At 72.8% G+C, this 522-nt stretch carries 1 protein-coding gene; it reads left to right on the top strand.

Features of this window, described 5'->3' with window-relative positions:
• Positions 1-12: 12 nt before the first annotated feature.
• A partial coding sequence (locus tag FHP29_RS00415; protein WP_139620905.1) for a DUF222 domain-containing protein occupies positions 13-522 on the top strand: 510 nt, incomplete at its 3' end.

Here is a 522-nt window from a genome sequence, read left to right as displayed (position 1 = left end):
CTCGCCGCACCCGTGACCACCGAACCCGGCGCATGCGGCGGGACCAACCCACCTGCCGGGGCACCGCTGTACGACGACGACGGTGTCGCCACCGGTGCCGCGTGTCTGACCCCCGGCTGTGGCCACGACGGACGCGACCCCCGCGACGCCGGTGCCCGGCTGTGGGACGCGCTGGTCGACGCCTGCGACCGGCTCACCGCCAGCGACGACCTGCCCCGCGACCACGGCACCCAACCCCGGGTGATCGTGCTCATCGACCAGGAATCACTCAAACAGCAGATCATCGACGCCGGACTCGCCCGCAACGGCCACACCCCCACCGGTGCCCGGTTCTCCGCCACCACCGTGCGGCGGATGGCGTGTGACGCGGAGATCATCCCCGCCGTCCTCGGCGCCCACGGACAGGTCCTCGACGTCGGCCGCGCCCAACGATTGGTGACGGCCGCGATCTGGATGGCGCTGGTGATCCGGGACCGGCACTGCGCGTTCCCCGGCTGCACCCGGATGCCCCTGGCGTGCGAT

This window comes from Nocardioides albidus (assembly GCF_006335005.1).
Taxonomy (GTDB): Bacteria; Actinomycetota; Actinomycetes; order Propionibacteriales; family Nocardioidaceae; genus Nocardioides; species Nocardioides albidus.
Note: the sequence above shows the minus strand (reverse complement) of the source record. Positions and strands in the feature narration are given on the sequence as shown.